This window comes from Streptomyces sp. NPDC096311 (genome assembly GCF_044763085.1).
In the GTDB taxonomy this organism is placed as follows: Bacteria; Actinomycetota; Actinomycetes; order Streptomycetales; family Streptomycetaceae; genus Streptomyces.
In genome coordinates, this window is sequence record NZ_JBIWFN010000076.1 from 1 (window position 1) to 1,263 (window position 1,263).

General features: G+C 71.8%; 1 protein-coding gene. It reads left to right on the forward strand.

Going from position 1 to position 1,263, the window contains the following annotated elements; all coding sequences use genetic code 11:
• Positions 1–548, forward strand: a 548-nt coding sequence (locus tag ACIRA5_RS53655; protein ID WP_403706032.1) for an amidohydrolase family protein, incomplete at its 5' end; no start/stop codon positions are given.
• Positions 549–1,263: the final 715 nt, after the last annotated feature.

Consider the following 1,263-nt stretch of genomic DNA (forward strand, 5'->3'; position numbering starts at 1 on the left):
GCACGGAAGGCGGCATGGGGCTCGGCCCCTACCTCGCGCCCCGGCTGGTCGGCCGGGGCGGAGCGGCGGCTCTCGGCTCCGACACCACCTGCTACGCGCAGGCAGACATCCTCGGCGAGGCGCGGGCGCTGCTCCAGGCGGAACGCCGGGACGCGGCCGTCACGGCCGGCGGCATCCCGCAGGAGGTGCTGCCCGCCCGCACCGCGCTCGAACTGGCGACCAGCATCGGGGCCCGGGCCGTAGGACTCCAGGACGAGGTGGGCTCCCTCACCCCGGGCAAGCGGGCGAACATCACGGTCGTTCTGCCGGACCCGGTACGAGCCCGCCCCGGCATCGACCCCGTGGCCACCCTGGTCCACTACACCGGCTCCGCGGATGTGGAGACGGTGCTCGTCGACGGAGAGATCCGCAAGCGCTCGGGGCGGCTCGTCGGCATCGACACGGCCGACCTCGCCCGGCGGTGCGCGGAGTCGTTCGACGCCATCCGCGGGCGGTACGAGGCCCTGCCCGCCGACGTGGTGGAAGGCGCGTGGCGCGGCATCTTCTGACGCCGGACCGGTCGCCCCGGTGCTTCACCCCCGGCCACGGCCCACGGTCCGGGTTTCCGCTTGGCAACCGCTGTCCGCCGCGAACCAGCGTGCTGCCCGGACGCCGTACGGCGCACCTCTATCCCGGCTGACCAGCAGTTTCACCGGGCGGAAGGAGAAGATGAGCACTGCCCCGGCGAGAGACGCCAACCTTCCCAAGAGGTCTGGCTTCCGCCCGCTCACCACCCCCGCCCAGGGCCCGCGTCTGCGGCAACGACATGCCGCTGCGCCCGCTCGTCACGCCCCGCAGTCCGGTCATCAGGGACCCCTCACGTCCAACTCGATCAGTACGCACCACGGCCCCTCCAGGACGCGCTGTGGACAAGACCTGGGTGATGCTGGACGGGCCGAAGGACGACCGGGAACTCGCCGTCATCTGGCAGCTCGTCCAGGACAGTCACGCTTTCGCATGCGGATACCCATCGTCATCCCGCGCCTGAGGTCGAACGACTGTCCGGCCCGCCACCGAGAGGTGACGGGCCGGACAGCCATTGCTGTTTCAGCCCACTTCCACCGCCGTGTGCAGCACACGCTCGGCGCCGACCGTGCGGACCGGACCGGTCAGCCGGAACGTGTCGCGCAGCCGGATGTCGGTGCTGGACGAACCGACCATGACCTCGATCTCGCCCGGCTCCACGATGCGGCTCATGTCCGCTCCGGTGTAGGCGAGCCGGTC